Source organism: Anaerotignum sp. MB30-C6 (genome assembly GCF_030908465.1).
Classification (GTDB): Bacteria; Bacillota; Clostridia; order Lachnospirales; family Anaerotignaceae; genus Chakrabartyella.
Window position 1 is genome coordinate 1,071,283 of the sequence record NZ_CP133078.1, and the last position, 25,484, is coordinate 1,096,766.

The following is a 25,484-nucleotide window of genomic DNA, read 5'->3' on the forward strand; positions in this document are numbered from 1 at the left end:
TTACCCCTTTATCTTTTCTTTTGTCTGCTCAACTAAACCGCCTGCTGCCATAATATCCTTAATAAAAGGAGGGAAGGGCTGGGCTTGATAAGTACGATTTTTTGTATGGTTGGTGATGATGCCGCTATCAAAATCGATGCTTACTTCATTGCCGTTTTCGATGTCGTTGGCAGCCTCGTCGCATTCCAAAATAGGTAAGCCAATGTTTATGGCATTACGATAAAAAATACGGGCAAAGGTGGTTGCAATGACGCAACTGATGCCTGCACATTTGATTGCCAAGGGGGCGTGCTCTCTGGAGGAGCCACATCCGAAGTTTTTCAGAGCCACAATAATATCACCTTTTTTTGCTTTGCTAGTAAAATCGGGGTCAATATCAATCATGCAATACTTCGCCAATTCATCGCCATTGGATACATTTAAGTATCTTGCGGGGATAATCACGTCGGTATCCACGTTATCACCATATTTTAAAACTTTTCCCTTTGCATTCATTATTTACTACCTCCAATCTTTCTGGGATCCGCAATATTACCTGCAATTGCCGATGCCGCAGCAACTGCGGGGCTTGCTAGATAAACTTCGCTTTCCACATGACCCATACGACCGACAAAGTTTCTGTTTGTTGTGGATACGCAACGTTCACCCGATGCCAAAATACCCATATGTCCGCCTAAGCAAGGGCCACAGGTAGGCATGGAGAAGATTGCGCCAGCTTCTATAAAATCTGTTACATATCCACGGCGAATACATTCCAGATAAATTTCTTGGGTGGCAGGGATGACAATGGTACGCACATGATCCGCAACCTTTTTACCACGAAGAATATCTGCGGCGATTTGCATATCGTCTATTCTCCCGTTGGTACAGGAACCGATTACCACCTGATGGATTTTCACGTCTCCAACTTGGTCTATGGTGCGTGTGTTATCGGGCAGGTGGGGGAAGGAAATGGTTGGCTGGAGGGCAGAAAGGTCGATGGTGATTTCTTCATCATACTCTGCGTCCGCATCAGCTTCAAAAATATCAAAAGGCTTCTTGGAATGTTCCTTTGCATAGGCGATACAAACTTCGTCTATAGGGAAAATACCATTTTTCGCCCCTGCTTCGATTGCCATATTGGCGATGGTAAAGCGATCGTCCATAGTTAATTCCTTGATGCCTTCACCCACAAATTCCATGGAGCGGTATAAAGCGCCATCAACACCAATCATTCCAATGATATGTAAAATAACGTCTTTACCGCTAACATGAGGTGGTTTTTTACCGATGATATTAAACTTAATCGCCGAGGGTACTTTAAACCAACATTCCCCCGTAGCCATGCCAATTGCCATATCCGTAGAGCCGATGCCTGTGGAGAATGCGCCAAGTGCGCCGTAGGTACAGGTATGGCTGTCAGCGCCGATGATTACTTCAGCGGGCACGACGATGCCTTGCTCGGGGAGAAGGGCGTGCTCAATACCAGCCTTGCCAACGTCGAAGAAGTTTTTAATGTTCATATCGTAGGCGAAGGTACGGCAGCTTTTGCACTGCTCTGCTGCTTTAATGTCTTTATTTGGTGTGAAGTGATCCAAAACAATCACTACCTTTTCTGTGTCGAAAACTTGGGTTGCGCCTGTTTTGGCGAACTCTTTCAGGGCAACGGCGGTGGTGATATCATTGCCCATTACAATGTCTAACTTTGCTTGAATTAGCTGGCCTGGCACCACAGAGTCCAAGCCTGCGTGCTTTGCCAATATTTTTTGTGTCATTGTCATTCCCATATAAAAATTCATCCTTTCAAATTGTCGAAAAAACTCAGTTAAGACCTTGGGCGTTCCCCTAAACCTACCGCTTTTTGTAAAAAGCGAGGCAAAAACTTTTATTTTAAACCGTGAATTGCGCGGGTTTGGAAAAGGGGAAGGGAGTTTCCTTCTTTTGTTTTCTTATTTCTTACCCTTTACCCAAGGCATACCTTGGGCAAAAATAAAGTTTAGGTCAAGCCTTTTCAAAGGCTTGTAGGGTGTTAGGGACGGAGTCCCTAAGGTCTTGCTCTTACACAGTCAGCATTTTGTTTATGGTGCTTACCACCGCCCGAAGGGATGACTTGCCTACGCTGGAAGAGGTACCTGCACCATAATACCGCTTTCCGTCAGCATCCTTTGTCTCGATATAAGAAATAGCTCTGGAGTTTGTGCCAAGCTCCATGGAATGCCCCCGATAGTTTACAATATCAATGGGCATATGGATGAAGTCGTTCACAGCATGGCAGAAAGCAGAAACAACGCCGTTGCCTTCCCCTTGAATAAAATGCCTTTCGTCGTTGTACTCAATTTCCGCTTCAATGGCAATCACATCACGCTCAGGGTCAATGGTCTCTGTACGGTATTGAATCAGTTTAAAAGGGCTGCGGATATCAACATATTCCTGACTAAAAATCTCGAAAATTTTTTCAGGGCTTAGCTCACACTGCAGCTCGTCGGAGACTCGGGTCACAACTGCGCCAATGTCCTTCTGGAATGCCTTTGGTATGTGCAGGGAGTAATATTGCTCCAAAATAAAGGTCACGCCGCCTTTGCCCGACTGGCTATTGATCCGAATAATGGGATCGTAATTTCTCCCCACATCCATAGGGTCGATAGGCAGATAGGGTACTTCCCAATGGTCAGGGTGTTGTTTCATCCCATCCATGCCCTTGCGGATAGCATCCTGATGGCTCCCAGAGAAGGCAGTGTATACCAGCTGCCCTGCATAAGGATGGCGAGGATGAACGCTCATTTGTGTAGAGCTCTCATAAATTTCAACGGCCTCGTCAATTTTTGTAAAGTCCAGCAAAGGATCAATGCCTTGGGTGAAAAGGTTCAGGGCAACAGTCATAATATCCGCATTACCCGTGCGTTCACCGTTTCCAAATAATGTTCCCTCCACACGGTCAGCCCCTGCAAGCATTCCCAACTCCGTTGCGGCCACAGCAGTCCCTCTGTCGTTATGGGCATGAACGCTCACCAAAATGTTTTCTCTGTTTTTCAAATGACGGCACATATATTCAATCTGGTCAGCGTACAGGTTTGGCATACTCATTTCCACCGTTGCGGGCAGGTTTATGATTGCCTTTTTATCTGCCGTGGGCTGCCAAACTTCGATGACTGCGTTGCAGATTTCAGCGGCAAAATCCATCTCTGTTCCCGTAAAGCTTTCAGGGGAATACTCGAAACGGAAGTTTGTTTCTGGGTAGCTCTCTGCCATTTCACGAATAAGGCTTGCACCGTAAACTGCCAAGTCTATGGTTTCTTTTTGAGAATTTCCGAAAACAACGTCTCTTTGCAGGGTAGAGGTGGAGTTATACAGATGCACGATGGCATTCTTCGCACCCTTTAACGCCTCAAAAGTTTTTTGGATAATATGCCCACGGGACTGGGTCAAAACCTGCACCGTAACGTCGTCGGGAATCAAACGATTCTCAATCAGGGTTCTTGTAAACTCATATTCCGTCTCGGAAGCGGCGGGGAACCCAATTTCGATTTCCTTGAACCCTATTTTTACAAGAAAGTCGAAAAATTCAAGTTTTTGTTCCATGCCCATGGGTGTTTCCAATGCTTGATTGCCGTCCCGAAGGTCAACGCTGCACCAGTGAGGTGCCTTGGTCAGACGGTTGTTTGGCCATGTTCTATCTTCAATTTTTACTGTTTCATAAGCTCTGTACTTCTTGTATTTCTCCATTTTTACTTCCTCCTTAAATCATCTCTTCTTTTCCAGTATTTGAAATCTGCAACAAGAAAAAGAAATTTTGCTCCGCCCAATCCCCCCTAGGAAAGCAGTGTCTTAAGATTGATACGGCAAAGGGAAGTTTTAAAAAATAAAAAAACCTCTCACCTAATTGCAATTATTTGCAAAGAGGTGAAAGGTTTTACTTCCACGGTACCACTCTTATTCGCCTATGTATAGGCGCACTATCGGATACAAACATATCCTCTCCCGGGTAACGGCGGAAATTCCGGGATCACCTACCGACCGAAGTCTTTTCAGTGTCCTGCTCCAAGGCGAGTTCTGCTGTTTTCTACCACTGCCTCGCACCAAGCGGCAGCTCTCTGGAAGTATCAAAAAGCGTACTATTCCTTTTCGTTGCATTTATTTCAATACAATTTAATGTGTACTTTAGCAGAAATATGTTTTTTTGTCAATACATTTTCAAAAAAATTAAATATTTGATATGGTAGCATACTTCTTCAATCAAAAACTCCGCCGAGAGAGTCGTCTCTGGACAGAGTTTTATTTTCGTTTTTAAAACCCGTTTTAGGAATTATTTAAGTCTTTAATACCTTTGGTAAGATGATATCGCATTGCCATAGCTGCCCCATCGGCATCTCCCATTTCAATAAATTCCGCCATTTTTCCGTGATAGGTCATGGCGTTGTCGATGGATTTTACATCGGTACCAATCTGGGTTGCGGTAATGATGGAATCCCTGACTGCTGTGGCAAGGGAGGGCATAATCAGCTGAATAATATCATTATGGGTGGCGGTGGCAATGGCAATATGAAAAATTTGATCTTCCTTGATAACTTCTTCCTTTGCACCTTTTTCCAAGGCGTTCATGCGGTTGGCAGAATCGATAATGGCTTGCAACTCCTCTGGAGTACCGTTTTGGATGGCAAGACGGATGCAAGACGGTTCTAGAATTAATCGGAATTCAAACCAACTATTCACCAGCTTCATTTTATCTTCTAGATAAGTCAAACCAAAAACATCGGTGGTTTGATTTTCGGGGGCGGTAACAAAGGTACCGCTGCCACGTTTGATCGTCAAAACACCTTTTGCCGCCAAAAGCTTGATTGCCTCTCGTAAGGTTGCGCGGCTTACTCCTAACTGGGCGGAAAGGTCGTGCTCGTTAGGCAATTTTTCGTTGGGCTTATATAGCTTCTGTAAGAAAATCATGTCGCTCAGTTCGTTTGCAACCATTTGAGAGACAGGAATAAACTCATTACTCTTCAATAAATCTCCTCCTTGTTTCGTGTGGATCAGGCATATTAAAATTAAATACAAATTACAATACATGCAATTCTTTAGCTGATGTAGGGAAGGTCCCATTGAATTTGTAAAGACCCTTCAACTATGACTATCTTTTTTCTATTGCCCAAATACTTTTTGAGTAGGCAATGGGGGCGTTCTTTCGTAAAACAAAAGGTAGCCATATACAACAAATTCACTATCGTCTATCAAAGTCTTTATTGAGATGAGTTAGTACTGCTAGCTGCTGTGCTAGAATCTCCTCATTCTCCTTTTTTGTTTTTGTAGGATCATAGGCTTGAGCAAAAAAGTTGCAGGGTAGGTCTTTACATTGGCCACAATTGTGAAATCCTTTCTCTTTTACACAGCACTGATAGATATTGCACACTTTTTCGCCTGTAAAGGCAAGCCAAAAAGCTTTACCCTGGATTGCAGAACAGCCACGGCAGTCTTTGGGGAAATATTGGCACAGAGAACAGATAACACCACAACAACTAATGAGCTCACCCATATTTTTTCATTGCTCCTTTGCATAAGAAAGTTTATTAGAAGATTATAACAAATACATTATGTCATTTCAATTTTACTCTTTTTAATCTGTATATTATCGAGCTCCTACATAATAAAGTTGTATGACCAATTATAACACCGTTTTTCCTGTAATGTCTATGTATCTTTGCACGAAATTGAAGAATAGGGAATTTTTTCATTGACAAGTAGTGAAAAAAGCATATAATTTTCTTTAAAGAATGAAAGATGTCTGACCGCTTTTGTGGTAGACCATGACTTGCTTAGGAAAATCAAGTATTTTTATACATAGAGGAGGATGCATTATGAGAAGTGACGCAATGAAAACGGGACCAACCAAGATACCCCATAGATCTTTATTTAAAGCCCTTGGGCTGACAGATGAAGAAATTAGAAGACCTATGATTGGCGTGGTTTGTGCTAAAAATGATATTATTCCAGGGCACTCCCATCTAGATAAAATTGCAGAGGCGGTACAAGCAGGGATTCGCATGGCAGGTGGGACACCCTTTGTTTTCCCTACAATCGGCGTTTGTGATGGTATTGCCATGGGACATACGGGAATGAGATATTCCTTAATCAGCAGGGAGCATATTGCCGACTCCATAGAAATTATGGCAATGGCCCATCCTTTTGATGCTTTGGTGTTTATCCCCAACTGCGACAAAATTGTACCCGGTATGATTATGGCGTCCTTAAGGCTGAATATTCATAGTATTTTTGTAAGCGGTGGACCGATGATGCCTGGTAAAACCATGGATGGTAAAAAAATCACTCTCTCCAATGCCTTTGAGGTGGTTGGTGCTCTTGGTAAAGAAGGCGTAACAGAAGAACACCTGAAAGATGTGGAAGACAATGCTTGCCCTGGTTGTGGCTCTTGTGCAGGTATGTTTACCGCAAACTCCATGAATTGTATGACAGAAGTCATTGGTTTAGGTTTACCCGGAAATGGTACAATCCCTGCAATCAGTGCGGCTCGTATTCGTCTGGCGAAAGAAGCAGGTATGAAAATAATGGAGCTTTTGGATAAGAATATCTGTCCTAGGGATATTGTGACTGAAAAATCCTTGAGAAACGCCCTTCATGCAGATATGGCTCTGGGCTGTTCTACAAATACGATTCTTCATTTGCCTGCCATCGCTCATGCAGCAGATATTGCGATAGATTTTGAAGACATCAACAAAATCAGCAAGGAGACTCCCCACCTTGTTAAGTTAAGCCCAGCGGGGTCTGATTGCTTGGTTGACTTAAACGATGCAGGTGGCATCAGTGCTGTATTAAAGGAGTTGGCAGATTACGGTCTGTTCGATACAAGTTTGATTACCTGTACGGGGAAAACTGTGGGAGAAAACATCACAAATGCAAGGGTTTTAGATACAAACGTGATTCGTTCTAAAGAAACGGCCTACTCCCCAGATGGTGGTTTGGCGATTTTATGGGGGAATATCGGCCCCGATGGTGCAGTTGTCAAAAAGGGTGCCGTTCTGCCTGAAATGTTGGTACATGAAGGCCCTGCAAAGGTATTTAATAGCGAGGAAGAGTCCATCGAAGCAATTTTGAACGACAAAGTTGTAGCAGGCGATGTTGTGGTAATCCGCTACGAAGGCCCTAAGGGTGGCCCTGGAATGAGAGAAATGTTGGCACCTACAGCTTCTTTGGCAGGCAAAGGCTTAGACAACAGTGTTGCTCTGATTACCGACGGTAGATTTTCTGGTGCATCCAAGGGTGCTTCCATTGGACATATTTCTCCAGAGGCAGCCGCTGGGGGTGTAATCGGCATTATCCAAGATGGCGATATCATCAGCATTGATATTCCTAACAACAAGCTGGAATTAAAGTTGGATGCCGCTGAAATCGAAAAAAGAATGGCTAACTTTAAACCAATGTTAAAAGAGGTACCACAAGGCTACCTAAGAAGATACAGAGACTTGGTAACCAGTGCAAATACAGGTGCTGTGTTCAAATAAGGAACAAAAGGTTTTCAGTTCACAAGGTTACAAACCCTTCCCTCCTGCTCTCTTTACCGCTTCTTTAGAAGTTTATTCTTCGTGAAGGGATGAGGTTGGAAGGGTTATAGGGAAAATAAATACATATCTAGGAAGGGGTAGTAGTATGAAACGTTTTTTGTCTATGGTTGCCATGACAACCGCACTTGTTGTAGCTTTGACCGCTTGTGGCGGCGGTGATAGCCAACCTGCAAGTACCGATGCGGCGTCAGGGGAACCCACTGTAATCAAGTTAGGAACCACTGTAAACGAACAAGATAGCTTCCAAATTGCAGCAGAGAAGTTCAAAGAGTTGGTGGCTGAAAAAACGGATGGGGCTTATGTAATTGAAATATATCCCAATGGATCTTTAGGGGATGAAAGAACCATGTTAGAAAGTATGCAGATGGGTACTCTGGATATGGGTATTATCACCAGTGGTCCTTTTGTAAACTTCGTGCCTGAAATGGGTGTATTGGATATGCCTTTCTTGTTCCCTGATAATGCAGCCGCTTACAAAGTATTAGACGGTGAAGTAGGTCAAACATTATTAGACAAGTTTGAAAGTGCAAACTTAAAAGGCTTGGCTTATGCGGAAAGAGGTTTCAGAAACTTAACAAACAACAGCAAGCCTATTACAGCTGCCGAGGATGTTAAGGGCTTAAAAGTTCGTGTTATGGAAAATGAAGTTTATATCTCTACGTTTGAATCTTTGGGTGTAAACGCTGTTCCTATGGCTTGGTCTGAAGCGTTAACAGCTTTACAGCAGCATACCATTGATGGTCAGGAAAACCCTGTAAATGTAATCCATTCCTTCAAATTATGGGAATCCCAGAAGCATTTAACCATGACTCGCCACGCATATGCGTCTGCAATTATCACAATGAGCCTGCAAAAATTCAATGCATTGCCTGAAGAAGTACAGGTTGCGTTCAAAGAAGCTGCCCAAGAAGCCGCAGAATATGAGCGTCAGTGGGTTGCAGATAACGAAGCGACGCAGTTGGAAGAAATTGCTGCAAATGGCGTAGAAGTCGTAAGTGAACCGGATATCGAATCCTTTAAAGCTGCGGTTCAGCCTACATATGATAAATATGGCGAACAGTATGCAGACTTAATTGCACAGATTGAAGCCGCAATAAGTGAATAATGCTTATTGCTTGGGTTAAGGAGGTCTACTTATGTCAGTCATATCATTTTTTAGAAAGCTCAGCGATGTCATTAACAAAGTTTCCATGACGATTTGCGTAGCCCTTCTGGCCGCAATGGTAGTGATCACCTTTGTACAAATTATTTGCCGTGTGTTTTTTACCGCACTATCATGGAGTGAGGAGTTGGCACGATACCTTTTGATTTGGTCGTCTTTGCTGGGGGCAGGTTGTGTTTACAAATCAGGTAGCAATATTGCTGTTTTGTTTGTACAAAACCTATTGCCAGAGAAGTTAAGAAAGTTTGCCAAGATCTTGGTACATATCTTTTGTGGCGTATTTTTTGCCCTTGCCATTTACCATGGAATTCGTTACATGGGGTTGATGGGAACGCAAAAATCGGCTGCTTTACATATCCCCATGAAATACATGTATCTTTCCATCCCCTTAGGTTGTGGTATTATGGGATTCCATGCCTTAGACGCCATTTTTAGTGTAATTTATGGGAAGGGGGCGGACGAGCAATGACCCTTGTATTATTTGGTGTATTCTTTTTATGCTTAGTGATTGGTGTTCCTGTTGCCTTTTCCATAGGCCTAGCTGCAGTGGCAGTTTTGTTTGCTGGTGATGTGGATAGGTTGGTGGTTGTTCAAAGAATGTTTGCGGCATCGGATTCCTTTTCACTGATTGCCATTCCATTTTTTATTTTTGCCGGTGACCTGTTGGCAAGTGGGGCAATTAGCAAGCGTTTGGTTGCCTTTGCGGAGTCTTTGGTTGGGGGTATTCGAGGTGGCCTTTCCATTGTTTCTGTTGTGGCGGGGATGTTCTTTGCTGCAATTTCTGGTTCTGGTGCGGCTACAACGGCGGCAGTTGGTGCAACTTTAATTCCTGAGCTTGAGGAAAGAGGTTATAAACCGGAATCATCGGCGGCTTTAATTGCCTCAGCGGGGACAATTGGCGTTGTTATCCCACCTTCCGTTCCCATGGTTTTATACGCTGTAGTAGCGGAGCAAAGTGTAACAAAACTGTTCCAAAATGGTTTCTTGCCAGGTGTTTTGATGGGAATAGCCCTGATTGCAATTTCCTTGTGGCAAGCTTATAAGTTTGACTATCCCAAAGGAACGCCTTTTTCCTTTAGAAACGTTTGGGAGACGTTAAAAAGATCCATTTGGGGGCTGTTAATGCCTTTGATTATTTTGGGGGGGATTTTTTCAGGATACTTTACGCCTTCAGAGGCAGCGGTTATCGCCGTAGTATATGCGCTCATTATATCTGCCTTTGTATACAAAGACCTAACTTGGAAATCTTTACATAAAATTATGGTGGGCAGTGTGAAAACCTCGGCGATTATTATGATTATTATTGCTTGCAGTGGTGTTTTTGGCTGGGTATTGGCAAACTGGAAGATTCCCGAAACCATTGCCACAGGGGTTTTGTCTGTTTCTAGCAATAAGTTTGTAATTTTATTTTTGGTTTCCGTGATTATTTTGGTTGCGGGGGTTTTTATGGAAACATCCTCGGCAGTCATTATTTTAACCCCTGTATTTCTGCCTTTAATGAAGGCACTGGAAGTAAACTTAATACACTTTGGCATTCTCTTTACCGTTGGTATTGCCATCGGAATGATTACACCACCCGTTGCAATCAACCTTTTTGTGGCGTCTAGTATTACGGGCATGCCCATTGAAAGAATTTCTAAGGCGGTAATCCCGTTCTTAGTAGGCTTAATTGCCATTTTCTTCTTGATTGTATACGTTCCTATTTTCTTACCTGGTGTAATTATGTAAATTTATATCTTTGCCTAATAAATATAAATAAAAGAACCCGATATCGGTGATGCCAATATTGGGTTCTTTTATTTAGAATTAAGTTTAGTAGGGATAATAAAAACACTCTGTTAAAAACCGCCTATGCAGCTGAGGTATTGCATTGCATAATAGTAGGTTTTTAACAGTGGTCTTTGGTTTACGTTATAATGGAGAAGGCATTTATTTTGTTTTCCAAACAATCCTCTAGGTTCATATGGATAGGCTTCCATTTTCCCCCAGGAATTTTGCGGTATTGGGCGACTTCTAAGTCTGTACCATTTGTTAATTGAAAAAAAACGATGCAATACTGATATCCGTCAGTTCCGTCAAAAAAAATGCGGATGATGTAATCATTTTGTGTCTTTTTAATGTCCCCTTTAATGAGTTTACACCAATCGCCGTAACGAATGTTTACATTTCCTTCTGCATCCCATTGCCACCCATGATAAGGTGCGCATAAAAAATTTTCGCCCAGATAATGCATATCAGAAATTTTATATTGGTTTCCCTCTTTCATCAAATCAACAAAGCCGAAATAATAGGCAAAAACCCCTGTTTCTTTATCCGTACCCTCTATGGTTTCAAGTTCAACAAAGTACCGCACTTCATTTTGGATTTTTGTGGGAACTTGATGATATTTGATTAAATTAATATGTAAAATATTTTCATAGGTTTTCAAATAGTCGTTATAGGACAAATTTTTTTGGTACTGGGAGGACAGAAATTGGTATGAAATGGGGTAGGGGATTTGGGCATTCCCTATTGTACCACACCCTGCAAATTTTCCTTCAACGGGATTGGAGGCATCTCGCAAAATACTATAATAATTTAGTATGACATTCTCGGGAGTATCCGCCATAACATCCGGTAAGGAGATTTTTGATGCTTTCTTGCCCAAATAAGGGTCAAAGAAACTTCCCGAAGGGATTCTTGTGTTTAGCACAGGTAGTTTAGAGGGGCGAAAGAAGGTTTCAAAATCTCTTTGGGCATCATAGGAATCTTCGCACTCTACGCACTGGGCATTGAGCGTACCACCCATAACCATAACTGCCGTCTCCTGCTTTTTTATTACCAATAAAACATAAGAAAAACAAATGGCGAGGCCCAAAAGGAGTATGAAAAGCCCCTTTTTTTTATGGGTAAGAGATACTTTATTTTGTTTCCAAGGCATTCGTTTCATATGAAGTCTCATTTCTTTCGTTTACTTTAGTATATTCTTGTTTCACAGGAAGATATGCCTAGGAATGTTGAGGTAACAACATCCGTTTATATCCTAAAAATAAAGCAAAAAGCAATAACCACGGGGCGGTGATTATTGCTATTACAGGGGCGTATTTTAAGGAGGCGTATTAGCCAAGATGAATGCGTATTCCGTCATAAATTGCTTGTGCAAATTCAAACTGATTGTTTCTTAGTTTTTCTGCATCTTGAGGGTTTGTGATATAAGCTAGTTCAATTAAAAGGGAAGGCATGTTTGTTCGTCTAAGAACATAAAGTCTGGAATTAACCCGAACACCATTATCCCTTGTGCCTACCTCAGCAACAATCTGATTGAGTATGGACTGGGCCAGGGGGAAGGATCTGGAAAGTTCGTTGTAGATATATACCTCAGTGCCGTTATAAGTGGGGTTTTCGGAAGCATTACAATGAATGCTTATAAAGTAATCTGCGCCCCAAGCGTTTGCATCGGCAACTCGAGCGGCAAGGCTGGTAGAGTTATTGTACCCCAGCACTGTATCAATGGTAGGGCGAGAAAGCTTAGCCTCATATCCAGGGGTGTTGTTCAAAAGATCAGCCAAATACATACCCACCTGAAAGGTAATATCTTGTTCCACAAGGCCAAAGCCTTCAGCACCACCGTTTACTCCACCACGGCTATGCCCTTGATCTATATAAATTTTAATTGCCATAGAAGCACCACCTTAAATTAGTTTATTTATAGTTATAATATTGTAAAAAAGAACGATAGTGAATAAAATGCAAAAATAGTACAACTATCCTCCAGAAAAATGCATAGAAAAATATGAGTCCATAGGAGATAAGAATGAGTGTGTACACGTTGCAACGGCTGTAGAATTTTAGACTAGAGGGGCTTATATTGTTGCTTTTTGGTGAAAGAAAGAATAATATGGTAATATGTTATTTTGAAAAATAATATTTGAGATTACTACTGGGGTTAATTTGCGAAGATAAAAAGAGAAAGTTCTTTATTCTACCTTTAAAGTGATTAGAAGTTTGAAAACTCTTATTATCTTTTGCTTGGAAATTTTGTATAAGCCCTGTTTAATGATTAAAAATATTCATAGGAACAATAATCCTAAGATTGAGCTTCAAATTTCTTTTTGGAAAAGAAATCTTTGTTTTTGTTGGCATTTAATAAAAATGAAATATGCTTAAGAATGAGGTGTGAGGATGAAGACCAAAGCAAGAAAACTCAGAGCCACTCTTTTGTCTTTCATAATTCTTTTTGTTTCTACCCTCCCTGTATTAGGGAATGAGCGGGTGAAAATCCGAGTGGGTTTTTTTGAATCACCCAATTTTCAACAGGTGGAAGAAGATGGAAGTCTCTCTGGCTATAGTTATGATTATTTGCAGGCCATTGCCCAATATACAGGCTGGGAATATGAATTTATAACTGCGTCTACTTTCAGCGAATGTTTGGACTTACTGAAAAACGGGGAAATTGATATTATGGGATTCTTGTTAAAAACACCCCAGAGACAGGAGGTTTATGAATACGCAAACCTTCCTTCGGGAATCAGTATGTCACTTTTGGTTACTGACAAAGAAAATCAAAACCTTGCCTATGAAGACTTTGAGTCGTTTCATGGAATGACTGTGGGAATACAAGAAGGTTTAGCCAGGAATGCGGGTTTTCAGAAATATTGTGAGGAAAACGGCTTTATGGTTCGAACGATTGTATATAGTTCCATTGAAGAAGTATTAGCCGCAATGCAGACAAATCAGGTGGATGCCGCATTAATCAGTAGCAACCAGAATTCTCCAGAAAGTCGAATTATTGCAAAGTTTGATATAAACAGTGTTTACTATGCAACGACAAAGGGCAATACGAAGGTTTTGAATGAACTTAACCATGCCTTAGAGAGAATCAAGGCCGCATCCCCAACTTTTGATGATAATTTATATAGGAAACATTTCGAATTTACCGATGGGCAACCTGCCGTTTTATCCAGAGAGGAAATGCTATATTTAAAGGAACATCCTACCGTTCAGATTTTGTATGATGTTTCATGGGCACCCTTTGAAACGGTGAATGCAGATGGAATTCCCCGTGGGATTGCCATTGATGTAATAAAGGAAGCCGCCAGTTCGGTGGGAATGAACTTAGAGTTTATCTCTTCCAATAATCAAGAGGAGAAAAAGGCTTTGATTTCCAGTGGCGAATACGATGTTTTGCCAGCAATTACATATAATTATCAATGGGCAAATCACCAAAATGTTTATATTACGCAACCATATATTCATTTTGATTATATGGTTGTATACAAAGTGGATGTGGATGATAAGGATCATGTTGCTTTGCCAAAAGGGTATTATATTACAGAAGCTGTTGGAAAAATGGTGGATGAGAATGATACCATTTCTTATTATGATACCATGGAGGACTGTATTGAAGCGGTAAATAAGGGAGAGGTGGACTATACATACGCCAATTCCTATGAAGCGGAGTATTATATGACAATTCCTAAGTATCGGCTGTTGCAGTTTCGTACGGTGCAAGGGCTCTCGCAGCAACTGAGCGTAGGTGTTTCTATGGATAAAGATCCTCTTTTGTTTTCTATTATAACCAAAGGTTTGTCCAGCATTTCCCAAGAAGAGATGAGAAATATTCTTAGAAAGCATATCAACCATCGGAACGATAGTAATTTTTTAGATATGATGTATACCAACCCCGACCAATTCTTCGGTATTGTGTTTGGTATGCTGATCATTTTGGGGGCGTACTTTAGTATTGTCTGCCTTTATAGAATGAAAGATAAGCAAAATGAACTATTGCAAACAGCAAACAAAGCAAAATCCGACTTTTTATCCCACATGAGCCATGATATGCGTACACCCATGAATGCTGTGATCGGGATGTCTTCTTTGGGCATGGAATGTAAGGAGCTAGAAAAATCTAAGGAGTACCATGAAAAGGTGTACGAGGCCAGTCAGTATTTATTAAGGTTAATTAATGATACACTGGATATGAGCATAATCGAAAACAATAAAATAAGGCTGAATTTGGAGCCATATAGCTATCACGAGTTTATTCAGGGTATAGAAACGGTAATTCATGAACGTGCATCGAAGAAAGGGGTTATTTTCCAGACTCAAATTCATGCAGATTTTCAAGAGACGGCCATGTTTGATAAGCTTCGTTTGCAACAGATATTTATTAACCTTATTAATAATGCAATTAAATTTACACCAAGAGGGGGTAGAGTGGATTTTATCATTGGTGTAGCTGCCATTCGTCCTGAAAGGATAAAGGCACAATTTGTCATTCGGGATAATGGGGTAGGTATGAGTCAGACCTTTCAAGGAAGGATGTTTGAACCCTTTGAACAAGAGCGTTTTCTTGATTCTGGGGCGTATGGGGGTACTGGTTTGGGGCTATCTATTGTAAAGCAATTGGTAGACCTAATGGGAGGCACAATTCAATGCAAGAGCCAGATTGGAGTGGGGACAGAGTTTATTGTTGAGATTGAAACGGATATTGCCCAAGGGGAAAGCATCAGCACTGGGAGGTATGAGGAAACCATAGATGAGGATAAGTTAGTGGGAAAGAGAATTTTGCTCTGTGAGGATAACTTTTTAAATACCCTCATTGCCAAAACTTTTTTGGAAAAAAAAGGATGCCTGGTAGATCATGGGGGAAATGGACGGGCTGGCGTAGATTTGTTTGCAAATTCCCCTGTAGGGCATTATGATGCAATTTTGATGGATATTCGGATGCCATTTATGACAGGATTAGAAGCTACATCTTTAATTCGTTCTTTGCCAAGGGCAGATGCAACAAGTGTACTTATTATTGCCATGACGGCCAATTCCTTTGATGAAGATATCCATACAAGCCTTGAGGTCGGCATGAATGCCCACCTTTCAAAACCCATAGATGCAAAAAAACTTTTTAGTACTTTAGTTTTAGCCATGGAAAATAGAAAATGAGATCATAAAAATAGTCACTTCCTATGAAAGTGACTATTTTTTGTTTATAAAAGAGCATTTTTGGAAAAAGTAAGGAAACATTTCTTTGGAAATTTATGCTTTTGAAATATCATTTTAATAAAAACTAATTTGCAATTAAACGAAAATTGTTGATTATCTTTTTTGGCAATGCTATAATACCCTCAAAGGAAAAGCGTGGAAACAAAGGAGATGATCTTGAGGGGAAAGGAAGTTTAAAGGAAAGGATGAACACCATGAGAGAGGAAAAGGTGGATCGAAGAATTAAAAGAAGCAAGTCCATGATGCGAGAAGCATTAATGGAGTTGATGGACGAAATGCCCTTTGGAGAAATTACGGCAAAGGACATAACCAGCCGAGCTGATTTAAACCGAGCGACATTTTATTTGCATTATAACAATGTATTTGAGCTTTTGGATGAATTGGAAAACGAAGTGGTGGCAAGCTTTTCCCAGATGCTCGAGCAGATTGAAATCAAACAGGGTAACGACTGGGAATACCCTGTAGTAGGACAAATCTGCAACTATATCGTGGAAAACAAAAGGTTATGCCGTTGTCTATTACTGAATCCAAGAAGTGACCGTTTCGCAAGAAAGTTGACTGAAATTATGAAACGGAAGGGAATGCAAGTAAAGGAAGCAATGGGGTTGGAGTTTGATCCCAACAAAGAGGAATATATTCATCAATTTATCGCTTGCGGAGCCATGGGGATGGTGAAGCAATGGCTTTTAGAGGGAATGCCCATTTCAAAGGAAGAGATGACAGATTTTGCAATGACTTTAATACGTCCTATTTTTAATATTTTATTACCATAAATTAATTTAAATAAGCAAAATGAGAAAAGGAGTTTGAAGAGATGTTGAACAAAAAAAGAGCTTTGCTTGCGTTATTGGTAGCAGGTTGCTGTGCGCTTAGCGGCTGCACGGCTAGTGAAGAGGAGGCTACTGCAACAGTAGTAGAACAAAACATTGTTACGGGTACCGTTGAGTGTAAAGAGGTATATATTCGGGCAAAAATCCCTGGTTACCTGACAGATATTCCTGTAACCGAGGGACAGGAGGTAGCAAAAGGAGATTTGCTTTTTGCCTCAGATAAAAGAGATGTTCAAGTAAAGCAGACCCAGGCTTCTGCAACAGTCAATGGGGCAAAGGCCGTTATGGAAAAGGCCCAGGCAAATGTTGCTTTGCTGGAGGAACAATATACGAAGTACCAAGAACTATATGAAATTGAGGCCGTTGCTCCCGACACTATGGATAAGTTGACAACCCAGTTGGAAGCGGCAAAGTTGGATGTGGAGGCGGCAACATCCCAGTATGAGGCTGCCCAAGGTGTTCTTTCCGAGGTAAACTTGAACTTAAGCCAGACGGCGCAGTATGCACCTTGTAATGGTACGGTTACTTTGGTTTCTTCTTCTGTAGGAGAATTAGTGGGCAGCGGTACAACAATCGTATCTTTAACAGATTATGACGACCGTTGGGTTAACGCAAACGTAGATGAATTTGAGGTAGGAAAACTGAAAATCGGACAGACCCTTCCTTTGACAAGCAAGGCCTATCCCGACACGGTTTTTAGTGGAACCATCGTAAATGTAAGCAAAAATCCAGATTTTGCTGTAAAAAAATCTACAAATGAACTAAATGACCAAGACGTTGTTACATATAAAGTGAAAATCGCCCTTTCCGGGGAAGACGATATCATGCTTTACCCGGGTATGCTTGTAAGCGTTAACCTGGATGAAGTGGGTGAGGCAGAATGATAAAAACATTTTTTAAGGGCTTTGTCAGAGAAATGAAGTTGCTCTGGCATGATAAACGTATGCTTTTTATGTTTCTCATTGCCCCTGTTGCATTAAGCATTGTGGTTTGTGGTGCTTTTAGCGGCAATGTTGTAAACAATATTCCCTTGGCAGCGGTGGATGTAAATTCTACTGCCCAAACAAGGGTACTGATTGAAGCATTTGACCAGTCTGACCGTTTTAATGTTCCCTTTGTAGTTACGGATCAGGAGGATGCCCTTCGCCTCATGGAGTCAGGAGATGTGATTGGAGTTATCGTCATTCCTTCTGATTATACCCGTGCCTTGCAGCTTGGTCAGCAGGCTGAAGTTTTGGTTGGCATAAATAGTGCCAATAATATTGTTGGAAATAGTGCGGTGGTGTCCGTTATGCAGGTGGTGAAAACTGTCTCCTCTCAAATTGCTGTAAAAAGCTTTGTGGCAGCAGGAAGTACCATTGCCGATGGTACCGCAAAGGTTATGCCTATATCTACGGTATTACGTCCGTGGTTTAACCCTCAGTTTAGCTACTTGACTTACTTGGGATTAGGTTTGATCGGTTTGATTTTTCATCAACTTTTCTTAATGACTGTGGCAACGTCCTTTTCCGAGGAAAAAAAAGAGGGTATCCTTTCCGGAAAGATGACAGGGAAAGAGAGTGGCATCTATTTTTTAAATAAATTCATTTTTTATGGTGTTATTGGTTATGTAAACATTTTGTTTAACTATTACACCATTATTAGAGTTTTTGATTTCCCCATGCGTGGTAATCAGGAGGATTTAGCCATTTTATGTGGTTGCTTTATTCTTTCCCTCCTTGGGGTTGGGGCTTTATTGGGTATTCTTAGCAAAAATACCATCCATGCCATTCAGTGGTTAATGGCAATGACATATCCCTTTTTCATCTTATCAGGTTTTTCTTGGCCCCATAGTGAGATGCCCAAAGCTTTGGTGGATGGGGCACAGTTTCTGCCTCCAACCCATTTTATGTCTCCTGTAAGGGATATTGTTTTGATGGGGGTTGGTTTCGAAACAAAAACCATTGCCCATAGTAGGGATATGTTATTAATCCTTGCCTTGGTTATTTTTGTGTTGAGCATTCTTGCCTTTATTTGGAGTGCTTATCGGGCAAAGAAAAAGCTACAGCCAAAAGTAGGAGAGAAGGGGGTTATTCAAGCATGAGAGCAGCTTTTCGTTTGTTTTTTAGAGAATGGTGTTATCTGTTGAAACGTCCTCGTACTTTAATATTGATGATATGCATTCCTATTTTTATAACTTTAATTTGTGGTACCAGCTATGAAAAAGGTTATTTTTCTGATTTGAAAATGGGGGTGGTGGATTATAGTTATAGTGCCCAGACAAGGGAAGTAGTAGAAGCCTTTCAACAGTCACCTTATTTTGAAATCATGGGATATTACGAAAATGAAGATCAGTTGGAAACAGCAATGAAAAATGGAGAAATTGTGGGCTGTTTGATTTTCCCTTCGGATTTTACGAAGGACTTGCAAAATGGACGTCAGGCACAGGTTCTTCTTGGCTCCAACGGAGTAAACATGAGCTACGGAAGTACCATAAATGTAAAGGGCTCAGAGGTTTTAGGTACCGTTTCTGCCCAGATGGCGGTAAAAAGCTTGGTTGCAAAAGGCTCCACTGTAGAGGATGCTTTGGCAAAAATGAATCCTGTGGGCTTTTATACCCGCCAGTGGTATAACCCTACCAATAACTTTGGTTATTTCTTATCCTTTGGTTTTATCATTGCAACGGTACAACAGGTATTAATTTATTTTGCGGCCATTTCTTTGGTGCGTGAAAAGGAAAGCGACAGACTGGGGGAGTTAAAGGGTGTTCATCCTATTTTTCAAGTAATTATAAAATGTTTGGTTTACTTTATCATTGCCATGGGAACTTGGGCGGCTTGCACTTGGATAATGGTGAATAAATTCGGTATTCCCATGAGAGGCAGCGCTGAAGTTTGGGTTGCATATAGTTCTTTGTTTATTTTATCAATTATTACTCTGGGCCAGCTTTTTTCTGCTATACTGCCAAACCCTGTAATTGCAACATCCTTCTCCTTGGTATTCACCTCACCATCTTTGGTATTAAGTGGGTATACATGGCCTACTATGGCATTAACAAGTTTTTATCAGAGACTGGCCAAGGTATTTCCCTTAACCTATTTTGCCCTAGGCTACAGAGACATGGCACTAATGGGTAGTGGCTTTGAGGCGATTCAGCAAGAGATGATTACCTTAGGATGCATTAGCGGCAGTTGCTTGGTTTTAAGCTGTATAATTTGGACCATAAGATTAAAACGTATTGAAAAAAAAGATCAAGCGTTGCAAATTTCTTTGAGGGATGAAACAGCGCAGGCGGTAAGCCGAACATAAAAGGAGAGATCAATATGGTGAAATTTAAATATGGAAAAATGAGTGCCTTACTTTTAGCGGGGGTACTGACCTTTGGCATGGCAACACCAACTTTTGCAAAAACTGTAGTTGCCGAGGAGGAAACCCTAGAGGGGCCCATGACATTAGAAGAGATTCAAAAACAAGTTTTGAAAAACAACCGCTTGAAAACAACGTTAGAGTTGAATTATAAAAAGGTGCTTTCCGGATTAGATGCCATTGATGATGGTTTAAGTGATTTAAAGGATGCCCAGGATAGTGCGGCTCATGCCAGAAGAAAGGCTGGGGAGGCGGCAAGTGCAGGAAAGAGCGCAATCGATGGTGCACTGGGCTATGATCCCGGTGCTGGTCTGTCAGAAAATACTTTGGGTGTAGTCAGCAGCGGCTTACTTTCAGGAAGCGCAAAAACCGCTAGTGCCCTAGAAGATATGACCGATAGCATTGCCGATAGTAAGCGTGATGAGTTGGAGGACCAGCAGCAGGAGTTAAAAAATACAAAGCAGGACTTGAATAAGACACAGGAAGATTGGAATAATCAGGCTTTAATTGTATCTCAGCTATTGGTAGTAAAAACAGCACAAGTGGAAAAAGGCATAGGTTTACTTGAAGAAAAGCAGGATTTGATGGAACGTCTTTACACCATTGAAGAAAAGAAGGAATCCTTAGGTCTTAGCCTAAAGACTGATTTAACACAGGCAAAGCTTTCTGTGACCGAAACGAGTAAAGATATTCAAGATGCCAAAGACGGCTTGACGTTATTAAAACGTCAGCTTAACGATTTGATGGGTAAGCCTATTGACGAAGAGTTGGAGGTCGTTGCTCCCGATATGGCTAGGGTTATCGAGTATGCCCCTGAATACAGTGAGGAATTGCTGAAAGAAGCTACGGATAAAAACTATCAGTTAAAGACCTTACGTAGGGATTATCAACAAGCTAAGAAAAAGACCAATGACATGACCCTCTATTCAGGGCAAATCAAAGCCCATGAGTTGGATATGGACATATCAAACGTTGCCATTGAAAATCAAAAAACTACCATTGCCAACGATTTAAAGAAAAAGTTAGATAGCATCAATAAAGCTGCATCAGCTTATCAAATACAAAAGGATAGTTACGATAAGGCAAAAACACAGTTGGAGCAGCAAAGAAAGTCCGCTGCCTTGGGGATGATATCCTCCGTGGAAATTCAGGCTTTGGAGCTTCAGTTTAAGCAGGCAGATTTGGCTCTGATGTCAGCGGCCTACGATTATGATTTGGCTTGGGAAGAATACCGTCTTTTGATGAGCGGAACTTCTTTAGATATTTACGATACCTATAAAGCGCAGGTAGGTGCGTAAGTTTGATTTCTTGGCTTGCTTATTAGATGCACTCGACAAATGGACAAGAGGAGGCTTTGAAAGGCTTCCTTTTGTTGTTTTGTAATGTTTTGCTAGTATGCTAGAAAAGATGTCGTTCTTAATGACCAAATAAGCTTTATCTAGCCCACTTATAAATTTTAAAACAAGATTTCTTTCAAAGATAAAAGCGTGCTGAATAATCGGCACGCTTTTATAAATTTTCTATAATTTTTTTATGCCTCTGCTTCTAAGGCTTCCGCTGCATTATAAGAGCTACGGACGAAAGGTGCAGATGCAACAAAGGCAAAACCTTTTTCTTCTGCAATTTTGCCATAACGGTCAAACTGGTCAGGGGTGATGTATTCCTGAACGGGATAGTGAGCGGCAGATGGCGCAAGGTACTGACCAATGGTCAAGAATTCGCATCCAACGGCTCTTAAATCATCCATGACTTCGTAAACCTGTTCTGTCTTTTCCCCAAGGCCGAGCATAATGCCCGTTTTGGAACGGATATGGGGTGCCAATTCTTTAATGGACTTTAGCACATCCAAAGATCTTTCATAAATTGCCTGAGGGCGAACCTGATCATACAATTCTTTTACTGTTTCTATGTTGTGGCTAATAACCTCAGGGTTCGCATCTGTTACTAATTTTAAGGCTTCTTTATCTCCCAGCAAGTCGGGAATCAAAACCTCTACAGCTGTATCAGGGTTCAATTCATGAATTGAACGGATGGTTGCCGCAAAGTGCGCTGCTCCGCCGTCGGGCAAGTCGTCTCTGGTTACGGAAGTGATTACAACATATTTCAGACCCAGTTTTGATACTGCCTCCGCAATTCTTTTTGGCTCGTCGGCATCAATTCTTTGGGGGTCACTGTTGGTTACGTTGCAAAAACGGCAGTTACGGGTGCAGTTAACGCCTAAAATCATGAAAGTAGCTGTTTTTTTAGAAAAGCAATCCACAAAGTTGGGACACATTGCTTCGTCACAAATTGTGTTCAAGTGAAGGGTGCTTAACATTTGGCGTACATATTTTAAATTTGGATCTTCTCTATAAGTTCTTTTTAACCATTCGGGTTTTTCTAACATTTTCATTTCCTCCATTTGTATATTCGCAGAAAACTTAAATTTAAGCCTTCTTTCTACTCTTTAGTGTTGTTTATGTCTTTATATTAAGAAAATAAAACAGATACAAACTCATCAGCTGTGATACCACCAAAATAGGGGAGCAAATCAATGCTGTTGAGATAAGCTGTTAATTGGTCTTTATGAAATGCCTTGTTGGCAAGAAGATTTTCCAGTTCCTCTATTGGCTTTATGGAAAGGAAGTCTCCACGAATGGAGCAGGAAACAATGATACCATCCTGAACTTCCAAATAAGTCTCAACTTTTCCCAGAGGCAGGCGTTTTTCACTACGATGGGTAAAGTTAGTATTGGTACGGTATGTCCAAAGGGGATTTGCATATTTTTCTTCTCGGATTTTTGTAATCTGAGCATGTTCCTCCTCGTTAAATTCATACTTTTCCATTGGCATAACTTCCAGTAAAGCCTGAATAAAAAGAGCCTTAAACTCTTGTGTAGTATATTTTTTTGTAAGATGCTCACAAATATTTGTAACACGACTACGTACGGAAGAAATACCTTTACTTTTCATTTTGGATTCATCCACAGTCAATATCTTTTCCAAAATGGAAAGGTCCGCATCAAATAAAAGGGAACAATGGCTGCAAAGGTAATTTTTCCCCAAACGCTGTGCTAAGCCGGATATTTTTTTCCCGCCTAAAAGCATGTCGTTTCTCCCTTTGATTTCAGCTTGGATCCCCATTTTCTGTAAAGCGGCAATAATTGGCTGTGCTAAACGGGTTCTGCCGATTTCCTTTGCGTCGTCCTCGGGCGTAAAGGGGGTAATTAGGGTAACAAGTAATGTACCTTTATCGGTATAAATTGTTCCGCCGCCGCTGGAACGGCGCACGATTTGCACTCCATGTTGCTTTGCAAGATCAAAATCAATTTCATCTTGGGCGATTTGGTTACTGCCTAACATAGCACAGTTATCCGTTTGCCACACCATGAAAATATCTTGGTTTTTTGCCAAGGAAGCCATGCAGTATTCCTCGGATGCAAAATGAACAGCAGCGTCAGTTGATTTTGGCTGAATAAAAATCATATTAGCCCTCCTTATCATTTGTAGAATATAACTTTAAGTATACTAGATTTGTGGTTGCATGGCAAGGTTTGAGGAGGCTTCTACAACAGTAAAATTTGAGAAAAGGCTGATTTTCTTTGATGAGAGGGTACGAATTTTTGTAAAAATAATTTCAAGTTCCCCTCTGATATATATGAAAAATGAAAATAATATGGGTTAAAATTTTTGTTTAGAAAAAGTGTGTACTACTATAGAAAACACTGTTTTAATCAAAATTTGGTACAGAAAGATCGTTTCTTCTAATTTTGTGGAAAGGAATAAGTTGGCAAAATAGACGAAGGGTATTTGGCTTAATACCCAAAAGATTCCATCATTGAAAGTATCTAACTTAAAAGTGATGCCTGATAGCCATGCAAATTTTCTATTCCAGGCCGATTTTTTGTTGTGCCATAGAAAAAATTCCGCTATACTAAAAATTAAGAGGTGAGCCATGTGACAGCTTTGTTGAAAATTCAAACCTTTATACAAGCCTATGCCCAAGCGATTTCGTCTATTTTGGAGTCTGATGTAACAGTGGTGGATAACGAACTGATACGTGTGGCAGGCACGGGAAACTATGCCATTGAAATTGGCAGTACCATTGCCCATGCTAATTTTATAAATGGTATTTTAGAAACAGGAGAAAGTGGTATTATTACAAATGTGGCGGAAGACCCAAATTGTAATGGTTGCGAAAAACGGGCTTACTGCAAAGAATTGGCAAACTTGGCGTACCCTATTTTTAAAAATGGGGTAGTGGTAGGTGTAATTTCTATTATTGCGTTTCAGGAGAAACAGCGGAAAAACCTTTTGAAAAACCGTACCCAGTTGGAAGAATTTTTAAAATATATGACAATGCTTCTAGAAAGCAAACTATATACTTCTGAGGCGAAAGATCGCTTGGAGCAGCAGTTACAAGTGGTTCATGATGATAATAAAGTATGGTCTTTTGTGGGTAAGAGCCAAAAAATGCAAGAGGCAATCGCCATCGGACGTAAGGTGGCCAAGTCCGACTCCACGGTTTTTTTGCGTGGGGAAAGTGGCACTGGGAAAGAAATTATGGCTAAAATGATTCATGACCTTAGCCATAGGCGGGATAAACTTATGATTTCCATTAATTGTGCGGCAATTCCTGAAAACTTGGTGGAAAGCGAACTGTTTGGATACGAGGAGGGCGCCTTTACTGGGGCGAAGAAAAAAGGGGCCATTGGTAAGTTTGAACTGGCAGATAAAAGTAGCATTTTTTTAGATGAAATTGGGGATATGCCCTTGCATTTGCAAACCAAGCTTCTTCGTGTTTTACAAGAGAGCAAGTTGGAGCGAATTGGCGGACAAAAGCCTATCTCCATTGACATTCGTGTGATTTGTGCTACAAATAAGAATATTGAACAGATGGTGGTAGACGGCACATTTCGTGAGGATTTGTATTATCGATTGAATATCATTCCCATCGAACTACCTCCCTTACGCAAACGAAAAGAGGATATCCCTGCTTTGGTGGAGTATTATATTGGGTATTATAATCAAAAGCTCAGCAAGCATATCCAAGGGGTAGCGGCAGAGGCAATGCAAACATTGGTAAACTACAACTGGCCGGGAAACGTAAGGGAATTAAAAAATATTGTAGAATATCTGGCTAACATAGTGGAAGGGGAAGAAGTACAACTTGCAGACTTACCTGATCATATTGTGCTCCGTTCTGCAAAGGGATTCGAGGCATGGTCATTGGATAAAATTATGGAGGAGTATGAAAAGCGTGTGTTAACCAATATGATAAAGGAAGAATCGTCGGTGGAGGATAAAGAACGTTTGGCGGACACATTGCAGATAAGCCGTGCAACTCTGTATCGGAAATTAAAAAAATACAACTTACTATAATCTCATTTTTGAGAAATCATCTCATTTTTGAGATCAAGTATTTTGCTTCATATTGTTAGTTGAAAAAGCCTTTGGCAATTCATGAATTTTTCATGTTTTGTAAGGGGCTTTTTGTCTTTGAAAAACAAAATTCAATCCCTTTAGGCTTTTATAGGTTTAAACGATTATTTTTTATATCTTTTTATTATGAAAGCCACCCTCTTTGGTCTGTGGGGTGGAAATACGGTGACATGGTGAATGTTTCATTCAATTAGAGCCTTT

Annotated in this window: 20 protein-coding genes and 1 other annotated feature; of the genes, 11 read left to right on the forward strand and 9 right to left on the reverse strand. The window is 40.9% G+C overall.

From position 1 onward, the window contains the following. From leuD to RBQ60_RS05555, 5 genes are all read right to left on the reverse strand, one after another. The gene (leuD, locus tag RBQ60_RS05535; RefSeq protein WP_307885579.1) at positions 1 to 495 is read right to left on the reverse strand and encodes a 3-isopropylmalate dehydratase small subunit; all 495 of its coding nucleotides are present in this window, start codon (positions 493 to 495) and stop codon (positions 1 to 3) included. Further along, the gene (leuC, locus tag RBQ60_RS05540; protein ID WP_307885581.1) at positions 495 to 1,766 is read right to left on the reverse strand and encodes a 3-isopropylmalate dehydratase large subunit; all 1,272 of its coding nucleotides are present in this window, start codon (positions 1,764 to 1,766) and stop codon (positions 495 to 497) included. Before leuC ends, leuD begins: the two co-directional genes overlap by 1 nt. A gap of 271 nt (positions 1,767 to 2,037) precedes the next feature. After that, positions 2,038 to 3,702, reverse strand: a complete 1,665-nt coding sequence (gene leuA, locus RBQ60_RS05545; RefSeq protein WP_307885582.1) for a 2-isopropylmalate synthase — start codon at positions 3,700 to 3,702, stop codon at positions 2,038 to 2,040. 170 nt (positions 3,703 to 3,872) lie between these two features. Continuing rightward, positions 3,873 to 4,114 (reverse strand) — a binding site (T-box leader). A 161-nt stretch (positions 4,115 to 4,275) separates the two neighbouring features. Next, positions 4,276 to 4,974 carry a FadR/GntR family transcriptional regulator gene (locus RBQ60_RS05550; RefSeq protein WP_307885583.1) on the reverse strand — a complete coding sequence of 233 codons (699 nt, stop codon included), beginning with the start codon at positions 4,972 to 4,974 and terminating at the stop codon, positions 4,276 to 4,278. Positions 4,975 to 5,188: 214 nt separating this feature from the next. Continuing rightward, positions 5,189 to 5,500 carry a DUF3795 domain-containing protein gene (locus RBQ60_RS05555; RefSeq protein WP_307885584.1) on the reverse strand — a complete coding sequence of 104 codons (312 nt, stop codon included), beginning with the start codon at positions 5,498 to 5,500 and terminating at the stop codon, positions 5,189 to 5,191. A gap of 322 nt (positions 5,501 to 5,822) precedes the next feature. Here RBQ60_RS05555 and ilvD point away from each other — a divergent pair, with 322 nt between their 5' ends. From ilvD to RBQ60_RS05575, 4 genes are all read left to right on the forward strand, one after another. Further along, on the forward strand, positions 5,823 to 7,484 hold the full coding sequence (gene ilvD, locus RBQ60_RS05560) for a dihydroxy-acid dehydratase (RefSeq protein ID WP_307885585.1): 1,662 nt from the start codon (positions 5,823 to 5,825) through the stop codon (positions 7,482 to 7,484). Positions 7,485 to 7,629: 145 nt separating this feature from the next. Beyond that, positions 7,630 to 8,649: a TRAP transporter substrate-binding protein gene (locus RBQ60_RS05565; protein WP_307885586.1), complete on the forward strand. Its 1,020-nt coding sequence runs from the start codon at positions 7,630 to 7,632 to the stop codon at positions 8,647 to 8,649. Positions 8,650 to 8,680: 31 nt separating this feature from the next. Beyond that, positions 8,681 to 9,175 (forward strand): TRAP transporter small permease, encoded by a 495-nt coding sequence (locus RBQ60_RS05570; RefSeq protein WP_307885587.1) that lies wholly within the window; start codon positions 8,681 to 8,683, stop codon positions 9,173 to 9,175. Continuing rightward, entirely contained in the window at positions 9,172 to 10,434 is a 1,263-nt protein-coding gene (locus RBQ60_RS05575) for a TRAP transporter large permease (protein WP_307885588.1), read from the forward strand. Before RBQ60_RS05570 ends, RBQ60_RS05575 begins: the two co-directional genes overlap by 4 nt. Positions 10,435 to 10,612: 178 nt before the next feature. Here the strand turns inward: RBQ60_RS05575 and RBQ60_RS05580 are convergent, their stop codons facing one another. Then, positions 10,613 to 11,635: a hypothetical protein gene (locus RBQ60_RS05580; protein WP_307885589.1), complete on the reverse strand. Its 1,023-nt coding sequence runs from the start codon at positions 11,633 to 11,635 to the stop codon at positions 10,613 to 10,615. Between the two features lie 169 nt (positions 11,636 to 11,804). Further along, entirely contained in the window at positions 11,805 to 12,365 is a 561-nt protein-coding gene (locus RBQ60_RS05585) for an N-acetylmuramoyl-L-alanine amidase family protein (RefSeq protein ID WP_307885590.1), read from the reverse strand. A 502-nt stretch (positions 12,366 to 12,867) separates the two neighbouring features. Between RBQ60_RS05585 and RBQ60_RS05590 the strand changes: the two genes are divergently transcribed. From RBQ60_RS05590 to RBQ60_RS05615, 6 genes are all read left to right on the forward strand, one after another. Next, the gene (locus tag RBQ60_RS05590) at positions 12,868 to 15,627 is read left to right on the forward strand and encodes a transporter substrate-binding domain-containing protein (RefSeq protein WP_307885591.1); all 2,760 of its coding nucleotides are present in this window, start codon (positions 12,868 to 12,870) and stop codon (positions 15,625 to 15,627) included. Positions 15,628 to 15,881: 254 nt separating this feature from the next. After that, entirely contained in the window at positions 15,882 to 16,460 is a 579-nt protein-coding gene (locus tag RBQ60_RS05595; RefSeq protein WP_307885593.1) for a TetR/AcrR family transcriptional regulator, read from the forward strand. A 41-nt stretch (positions 16,461 to 16,501) separates the two neighbouring features. Beyond that, on the forward strand, positions 16,502 to 17,401 hold the full coding sequence (locus RBQ60_RS05600; protein WP_307885594.1) for an HlyD family secretion protein: 900 nt from the start codon (positions 16,502 to 16,504) through the stop codon (positions 17,399 to 17,401). Further along, complete coding sequence (locus tag RBQ60_RS05605) at positions 17,398 to 18,600, forward strand: ABC transporter permease (protein WP_307885595.1); 1,203 nt, start codon at positions 17,398 to 17,400, stop codon at positions 18,598 to 18,600. Before RBQ60_RS05600 ends, RBQ60_RS05605 begins: the two co-directional genes overlap by 4 nt. Then, positions 18,597 to 19,805, forward strand: coding sequence for an ABC transporter permease (locus RBQ60_RS05610; RefSeq protein WP_307885596.1), 1,209 nt, complete (start codon positions 18,597 to 18,599; stop codon positions 19,803 to 19,805). The genes RBQ60_RS05605 and RBQ60_RS05610 overlap by 4 nt, the downstream gene beginning before the upstream one ends. A 14-nt stretch (positions 19,806 to 19,819) precedes the next feature. Then, positions 19,820 to 21,160 (forward strand): TolC family protein, encoded by a 1,341-nt coding sequence (locus RBQ60_RS05615; RefSeq protein ID WP_307885597.1) that lies wholly within the window; start codon positions 19,820 to 19,822, stop codon positions 21,158 to 21,160. 233 nt (positions 21,161 to 21,393) lie between these two features. Here the strand turns inward: RBQ60_RS05615 and lipA are convergent, their stop codons facing one another. Together lipA and RBQ60_RS05625 are read right to left on the reverse strand one after the other, a co-directional pair. Continuing rightward, the gene (gene lipA / locus RBQ60_RS05620; RefSeq protein WP_307885598.1) at positions 21,394 to 22,248 is read right to left on the reverse strand and encodes a lipoyl synthase; all 855 of its coding nucleotides are present in this window, start codon (positions 22,246 to 22,248) and stop codon (positions 21,394 to 21,396) included. Positions 22,249 to 22,331: 83 nt separating this feature from the next. Then, positions 22,332 to 23,327 (reverse strand): lipoate--protein ligase, encoded by a 996-nt coding sequence (locus tag RBQ60_RS05625; RefSeq protein ID WP_307885599.1) that lies wholly within the window; start codon positions 23,325 to 23,327, stop codon positions 22,332 to 22,334. A gap of 471 nt (positions 23,328 to 23,798) precedes the next feature. Here RBQ60_RS05625 and RBQ60_RS05630 point away from each other — a divergent pair, with 471 nt between their 5' ends. Beyond that, entirely contained in the window at positions 23,799 to 25,223 is a 1,425-nt protein-coding gene (locus RBQ60_RS05630; protein WP_307885600.1) for a sigma-54 interaction domain-containing protein, read from the forward strand. Positions 25,224 to 25,484 lie beyond the last annotated feature (261 nt).